At 58.3% G+C, this 8,113-nt stretch carries 3 protein-coding genes; all 3 read left to right on the forward strand.

Going from position 1 to position 8,113, the window contains the following annotated elements; all coding sequences use genetic code 11:
* The first annotated feature begins 1 nt into the window (after position 1).
* The 3 genes from ACVW0Y_RS08760 (at position 2) to ACVW0Y_RS08770 (ending at position 7,936) form a co-directional block, all read left to right on the forward strand.
* The gene (locus tag ACVW0Y_RS08760; RefSeq protein WP_457437578.1) at positions 2 to 7,165 is read left to right on the forward strand and encodes a two-partner secretion domain-containing protein; all 7,164 of its coding nucleotides are present in this window, start codon (positions 2 to 4) and stop codon (positions 7,163 to 7,165) included.
* A gap of 3 nt (positions 7,166 to 7,168) precedes the next feature.
* On the forward strand, positions 7,169 to 7,528 hold the full coding sequence (locus ACVW0Y_RS08765; protein ID WP_457437579.1) for a hypothetical protein: 360 nt from the start codon (positions 7,169 to 7,171) through the stop codon (positions 7,526 to 7,528).
* Between the two features lie 180 nt (positions 7,529 to 7,708).
* The gene (locus ACVW0Y_RS08770; RefSeq protein WP_457437580.1) at positions 7,709 to 7,936 is read left to right on the forward strand and encodes a hypothetical protein; all 228 of its coding nucleotides are present in this window, start codon (positions 7,709 to 7,711) and stop codon (positions 7,934 to 7,936) included.
* Positions 7,937 to 8,113: the final 177 nt, after the last annotated feature.

Consider the following 8,113-nt stretch of genomic DNA (forward strand, 5'->3'; position numbering starts at 1 on the left):
CATGGACGTTCGTAGCCCGTTTTTCCAAAACATCGCCTGCATCCTCGCCGGTGTGATGTTCCTCAATCCCATCGTCAGCACGGCCGCGGAGCTGAGCGTGGACGCCGCAGCGGGCGGCAATACGCAATTGGGCAACGCGCAGAACGGCGTGCCGGTGGTGAACATCGCCACCCCCAACGGCAGCGGTTTGTCCCACAACAAATTCACCGACTACAACGTCGGCCAGCAGGGCCTGATCCTTAACAACGGCACCGCTGCATTCAACGAAACCCAGTTGGGCGGGGTGATCCTCGGCAACAGCAACCTCAATGGCCGCGCCGCCACGCTGATCCTCAACGAGGTCACCGGCGGCAACCAGAGCCAGCTCAAGGGTTACACCGAAGTGGCCGGGCAGGGTGCCCACGTGGTGGTGGCCAACCCCCACGGCATCAGCTGTGATGGCTGCGGCTTTATCAACACCCCGCGCGCCACCCTGACCACCGGTACCCCAGTGCTCGACGGCGGACGTTTGGATCACTTCGACGTCAACGGCGGCGAAATCAATATCGAAGGTGCCGGCCTGAATGCCTCGAACATCAGCCAGTTCGACCTGATTACCCGCAGCGCCAAACTCAACGCCGAGCTGCAAGCCCAGCGCCTGAACATCATCGCCGGCCGCAACCAGGTCGACGCCGCCACCCTGGCCGCCACCGCCAAAGCCGCTGACGGCAGCAGCAAGCCCTTGCTCGCCATCGACAGCTCGGCCCTGGGCGGCATGTACGCCGGTGCCATTCGCCTGGTCGGCACCGAAGCCGGGGTAGGGGTAAAACTCGCCGCCGACATGGCCGCCAGCGGTGGCGATATCAATATCGACGCCAACGGCAAACTCACCGTCACCCGCGTGGCCAGTGCCGGCAACGTGCAAGCCAACGCCAAACAGATCGAACTGACCGACACCCTTTACGCCAGCAACACCGCCGGTTTCACCGCCGAGCAAATCGACATCGCCAGCAGCCTGGCCAGCGGTGCCAATCTGACCCTGAATGGCGGGGTCATCAACAACAACGGCAGCATCGAGGCCGGGGTAAAAACCGACGGCAGCGGCAACAGCGCCGCCCTGCTTCACCTGCAAGGCGGCACCCTCAACAACGCCGGCAGCATCAGCTCCCAAGGCAACCTGAACACCGACCTGCAGCAGCTCAACAACCAGGGCAAAAAAGTTCTCGCCGTGGGTGATGCCACGGTAAAAGCCGCCAACATCGACAACCGTGGCGGCCAACTGGTCGCCCAGAAAACCCTCAGCGTCACTGCCGACAACCTGAACAACAGCGCAGGCACCGTCGCCAGCAACAAAGCCCTGAGCCTGACCCTGGCCGCCACCCTCAACAACAGCGCCGACGGCCTGCTGCTGAGCAAAGCCGATGGCCTGACCCTCAACGCACACACCCTCAACAACCAGGGCGGCACCGTGCAGGCCGACAGCGGCGCACTGACCGTCACCACCACCGGCAGCGTAACCAACGACAGCGGCCGTATCGCCGCCAGCCAAGGCCAGCAAACCATCACCGCTGGTGCCATCAGCAACCAGGCCGGCAGCCTGCTGGCCAGCAGCACCCTCAAAGTCGACGCCGCCAGCCTCAACAACCAGAGCGGCACCCTCGGTGCCACGCAGATCGACCTCGCCCTGAGCGGCCACCTCAACAACGACAACGGCCTGCTCGAATCCACCACCACCCTGCAACTCACCGCCGACAGCCTGAGCAACAACGGCGGCAAACTGCGCGCCCTGGGCAGCAGCGGTGAAAGCCAGTTCGTGCTCGGCGGCCTGTTCAACAACGATGGCGGCCTGGTCGAAATCGGCAACAGCAAACTCAGCCTGACCAGCGCCAGCCTCAGCAACCAGCGCGGCAGCGTGCGCCACCTCGGCAATCAATTTGCCCTGGCCCTGGCCGACGTTGGCATCGCTGGCGGCAGCTTTGTTACCCACGGCGAACTGAGCCTGGACGTCGCCAACTGGACCAACACCAGCCAACTGCAAGCCGACAAAATCAGCCTGAAAGTCGGCACCTTCACCCAGAGCGCCACCGGCAAACTGCTGTCTGCCCAAGGCATCACCGCCACCGGCGACACCTGGTTAAACGACGGCAGCATCGAAACCGATGGCGACCTCAAACTGACCCTCACCGGTGCCTACCGCGGCAACGGTGCCTTGCTCAGCCAGGGCGACCTGAGCGTTGTCGCCGCCAGCGTCGACACCGGCGTGGATGCGCAGTGGAAGGCCGGGGGTGCAGCCGACTTCAGCATTGGCGGCAACCTGATCAACCGCGGCAAAATCAGCGCCGCGCAAAGCCTGCTTGCCCGCGCCGACCGCCTGGAAAACTACGGCACGCTCGGCGCAGCCACCAGCCTGCGTATTGAATCGAACAGCCTGCGCAACGACGGCGGCCTGATCTTCAGCGGCAACGACATGGCGCTGCGCACCGACAGCTTCACCAACCGCCTGGCCACCGTGTACAGCCTGGGCGCCTTGAGCATCGCCAAAAACGACCAGGACGAAGCCGCCACCCTGGTGGAGAACCGCTCCGGCACCCTCGAAAGCAGCGGCGACCTGAGCATTCACGCCACCACCGTCAACAACATCCGCGACGTGCTCAGCACCACCCAAAGCAAATACAGCGCGCGCATCGCCGAGCTGCCGTGCAGCCGCTACTACGGCGCCGGTGACTGCGACGGCAAACGCAACGGCGTGTGGGAAATCGAAGAATTCGACCGCCTGGCCGTCAGCGCCGATAGCACCGCCGCCTCCTTCCTCACCGCCGGCGGCAAGCTCGACGTTCGCGGCACCACCCTGACCAACCAGAGCAGCGCCATCAGCGCCGGCAGCGACCTCACCGTGCGCGTGGCCAACCTGCAAAACACCGCCATCGAACCCGGCGAAGTGCGCACCTACCGCGTGTTCCGCTCCGAACGCACCGAAAACATCGGCAGCTGGCAGCGCGAAGCCGAACAATTCACCGCCGCCTACTGGAACAAAAGCAGCGTCGACTCCAACAGCCTGACCGCGGCCCTCAACCACTTCATCGGCCGCACCGAGAAAGAGACCGAAAGTTTCCGCAGCATCACCGCCACCCCCAGCGGCGACCTCAGCTACTCCGGCATCATCCAGACCGCCGGCGCCGTCAACATCACCGCCCAGGCTGGCTTCGACAGCAGCGTGGTACGCCCGACCTTCGCCTACGTCGCCGGCGGCAACACCGCCGACACCAATGCCAGCGGCAGCAACATCGCCACCAACATCAGCATCAACCCGCAACTGCCCCCCGACAGCAGCCACCAAGCGGTAACCCTGCCAACCTTCAACCTGCCGCAAGGGCAGAACGGTCTGTTCCACGTCAACACCGACAGGAGCCACCCGTACCTGGTGGAAACCAACCCGGCGTTCGCCACCCTGCGTGGTTTCCTCAGCTCCGACTACCTGCTGAACATCATCGGTTACAACCAGGACCTCACCCAGCGCCGCCTTGGCGACGGCCTGTACGAACAGCGCCTGGTGCAAGAAGCCATAGTCGCGCGCACCGGCAAACGCTTCCTCGACGGCCTGGCCAGCGACGAAGCGCAGTTCAAATACCTGATGGACAACGCCATCGCCAGCAAAACGGCCCTCAACCTGGTCCCCGGCATCGCCCTCAGCGCCGAACAAGTGGCCGCACTGACCCACGACATCGTGTGGATGCAGGAACAGCAAGTGAACGGCCAGAAAGTGTTGGTGCCGGTGCTGTACCTCGCCCAGGCCAATGACCGCTTGGCACCGACAGGGGCACTGATTCAAGGGAGCGACGTCGCGCTGATTTCCGGCAGCACCCTCAACAACAGCGGCACCCTGCGCGCCAGCAACACCCTCAGCGTCAGCGCCAACAGCATCAACAACAGCGGCCTGATGCAAGCCAACGAACGCCTGTCGCTACTGGCCACCGACAGCATTCGCAACGCCAAAGGCGGGATCATCGCCGGCAAAGATGTGAGTGCTATTGCCCTGACCGGCGACATCGTCAACGAGCGCAGCGTGACCACCCATGAGTCCGCCAAGAAGGGTTTTGAGAGAAGGGAAGATTTTGTTGATAGCGCGGCGGGGATTGAAGCCAGCAACGGGCTGACGCTGTCGGCTGGGCGCGACATCGTCAACCAGGGCGGGAATCTGAAGGCCGGTGGCAATGCCGAACTTAGCGCTGGGCGGGATTTGTTGATCGTTAGCCAGAGTGAGATGGATGTTGCCAATAACAAGAGTCGCAAGGGGTATAGCAACAGAGATCAAACTACCCAATACAGCTCTGGCATCGAGATCGGTGGCGATCTGAGTGCTAAAGCCGGCCGCGATTTGGCCATCGTTGGCAGCACCGTCAAAGCAGGAGGCGATGTGGCGTTGCAGGCAGTAGGCGATGTGACCATCGCTTCTGCCGCCAACGAAAACCACCTGGATGCCTACCGCAAAAGCGGCGGCAAAAAGGTCACTCGCAAAGAGGACCATGTACAGCAGGTTTCCAGCGTTATTGAAGCGGGTGGGGATCTGAAGATCGCTGCAGGCAACAACCTTGTTGTCAGCGCGAGTGACCTGAAAGCAGGGAATGAAGCTTACTTATATGCGGGCAACCAGCTAGCGGTGCTCAGCGCGGAAAACTCGGATTACAGCCTCTATGACAAGAAGGCGAAGGGCTCATGGGGAACCAAGGAAGCCAAGCGAGATGAAGTCACCGATATTAGAAATATCGGTTCCAGTATCACCACCGGTGGTGACCTTACCCTGGAAAGTGGCAGCGACCAGCTTTACCGCAAAGCCAAGCTGGACAGCGGCGGTGACTTAGTTCTCGACAGTGGCGGTGCCATTTCCTTTGAGGCAGTCAAAGACAAACATCAGGAAAGCCACGAGGAAAGCAGCAGTAGCTGGGTTTGGACCAGCATGGAAAACAAGGGCAAGGTTGATGAAACCCTCCGTCAGAGCCAACTTTCTGCCAAGGGCGAAGTACTGATTAAAGCCGTCGAAGGGCTACATATCGACGTTAGGCAGATCAACAAAGAAACGGTCAGCCAATCCATCGACGCGATGGTCAAAGCCGACCCGAGCATGGCCTGGCTAAAAGAAGCAGAGGCACGCGGCGACGTCGATTGGCGTCAGGTCAAAGAGCTCCACGACAAGTGGAGCGACAGCCACTCCGGCCTGGGCGGGCCGGCGATGATCATCATCATAATCATCGTGACGTACTTCACCGCAGGCGCAGCGTCTAGCTTGGTCGGCTCTGCCGCCGGCGCAGCTGCAGGTTCTGGTTCTGCCATGGCTGCAGCTGGAACGGCAAGCGCATCTGCCGTAGCCAGTGGCGCGGCCGTGGGCTCCACAGTGGCCGCAGGTTGGGCCAACCTTGCCGCAACCGCAATGCTGACGTCTGCCGCCGGCACGGCCACCGTAAGCACCATCAACAATAAAGGCAATGTGGGTAACGCACTGAAGGAGACGTTCAGCAGCGACAACCTGAAAAACTACATGGTCGCTGGCGCAACTGCGGGCCTTACCGCAGGGGTTTACAACGAGTGGACAGGTACTCAGACGGGGCCGGCTCCGGCAGCGACTAACGCCACCAATGGGGCTATGGCTAATTCGGGGGCGGTCACTGTTTCTAACACTGCTGGTGGTTTGAGTAGCCTGCAGGGCGTGGGCCAGTTCGCCGCGAACCAGGCTCTGCAGAACACCACTTCTGCTGTATTGAATAAGGCGTTAGGGCGAGAAGGGAGCTTGGGTGATGCGTTACAAACGAGCTTGGTCAACACATTTGCCGCCTATGGCTTCAACCTAGTAGGTGATATCGGTAAGGAGTATCACCTTGAGCCTGGCGGGTTAGAGAAAATTGGTTTGCATGCGGTGATGGGAGGGTTAGCTTCTGAAGCCGCAGGTGGTGATTTTAGGACCGGTGCCATCGCCGCCGGTGTCAACGAGGCCCTTGTAAGCCATCTTGCCGCCCAATATGAACTGATGCCAGAAGAGCAAAGGAAAAGCCTTCTGGTGATGAACTCACAACTGATTGGGGTGCTAGCTACCGCGATCCAAGATCCTGATGCTGATTCAGAAAAGCTTCAAACCGGTTCATGGGTCGCGCAAAGCAGCACTCAATACAATTGGTTACTTCATCAGGAAGTAGAAGAAGCAGACAAAGCAAGAGCCGCCTGTGACGGCGCAGGTGGGGACGTCCTAGCTTGTAAGGACAACATTACCCGTGCAACGGATCAGTTGAGCAAGTTGCGCGACCAGCAAATGTATGAATACGGAAGAGCGCTGCAGGAAAAAGCATATCTGGAGGGTTGGACTCGACAAGAATATGAAGCGGGCATAAACGCGTATTGGGGAAATATTGATCAAAGCCAGGTTGTAGTTGGCGATCCTGCTGCGGCGCAGGCTGGATTCATTTCGCGAGAAACGTACGCGGGAGCTAAAGACTCGGCTTCAACGCTACCTAGCAGAGTGGGGGATACGCTTGCACATCCGTTGGATGTTGTAAGCGGCGTGTTTGAAAAGCTAATTGGCCTTCCTGGAGCATTTACCGACTGGATTAGCAGCCCTATCCCCGCGCAGTCCATAGAGCGATCGCTCGACGATCTAGCCACGATGTCCGCAGCGAACGCGGGCGGGCTGCTGTTTGATAGCGCCACCGGGTTGTTAGTCGCAGGTGTAGGCGGAAAGCTCGTTTCATGGGTAGGGGGGAAATGGGTCGAGTTTGAACCGACATCAAGGGCAACACCTGCTGGTGAGTTGCCGAGTGGTCAGGTTAATGTATTGCCCTCAACGCCTGTCGAGGGTGCAAAAGCAAATGTGGGGTCAATTAGTCATATATCTGGAGTGAATCTTCCTAAAAGTCAGTCTAAGATGATTGCTGATTTTGAAGCAGCAGGGTACCCAACAAAACCAGTAGTTTCTCCGACCAGCGGAAATATTGTCGGAACTCAATACATCTTGCCTGATGGTTCGCGAGTTCGGGTGATGCAGGCGGATGGTCGGAGTCCACAGCGCGCATCATTCGAGAACGCTAATGGCGGACCTGTTGATCCCACTACTGGGAAGCCGCCGCAGCCCCCGCAGGGTTTATCGAAGGCTGAACGGAAGCAGTGGATTAGAGAGCGTACGCATATTGAGCAAGTGGACTAAATGATGAATACATTCTTGCAGGCTGTGGCTCTTATGTTGCCTATGAAAATTGAAAGAGTATTTTGGGATGGCGATACTTTGATGCTTTTTTCGGTGGGTTGGAGCTTTCGGACTGAGAGTGCGTGGCGTGTATCTAAGGGGGGGGAGCTGCTGTTCGCTTGTTGGGATGACGACGCCCTTGAACATGTTTCTGAGCTTTTAGGTTTATCCATTATTGAGGTAGGTTGGCTTATTGATTCTCAGCCAATCGATCCGTTTTTTAAATTATCTGACGGCCGCGTCTTGAATGCATTTTGTACGTCATCAACTGAGCCTTGGCTAATGGAGTTCTCGGACGGGGCCGTTTATTTAGGTAACACTTGATTTCATAAAATTTTCTTGGTGCAAAAGAAGTAGCAGGTACAGCTGCAACGGAAGGAACGTTTCCAGACGAGGTATTTACCGGGAAGAAACCGCATCAGACGACTCCTAGAATAAATAATGAATAATGAATAGGGGACAGACCACGTTTTTCGATTATGAATATAAAGATAGGAAAGCTATTTGGAAATGGCCGAGAGAGGGGAAGGGGAGTACGAAACAGGTGGCAACGACGTCACGTTGACCATTACAAAAACGGGCGTTCAAGTAGATATAGAAGTTAACGAGGACTGGATAGCTCAGAAAGAGGGTTTTTTCTCCCTGGCCGACTGGTGGGCAGCAGCTACCGGATGGCAAAAATTTATAAAAATGGATTGCGATTTAAAAACATCTGTAGATGTAGAGTTGTGATCAATACTCCACTCGTTAAATTTTAGAGCTGGAATTTATTAGTGGTCATTCGGGGTGGGTTTGTTCGGAAAGAGGGACGGATTGAACCACCCCCGATTTCTCGGACAGTTTAATTACGCACTTCATTCATGGCACTGAACTCCAGCGGTGTACGGTATCCCAGGGCGCTGTGTATCC

This window comes from Pseudomonas sp. TE3786, from assembly GCF_054057335.1.

Bases quoted from the DNA above. Each gene is read 5' to 3' on its own strand.
- ACVW0Y_RS08765 (WP_457437579.1), top strand. From the start codon at position 7,169: ATGAATACATTCTTGCAGGCTGTGGCTCTTATGTTGCCTATGAAAATT.
- ACVW0Y_RS08760 (WP_457437578.1), top strand. From the start codon at position 2: ATGGACGTTCGTAGCCCGTTTTTCCAAAACATCGCCTGCATCCTCGCC.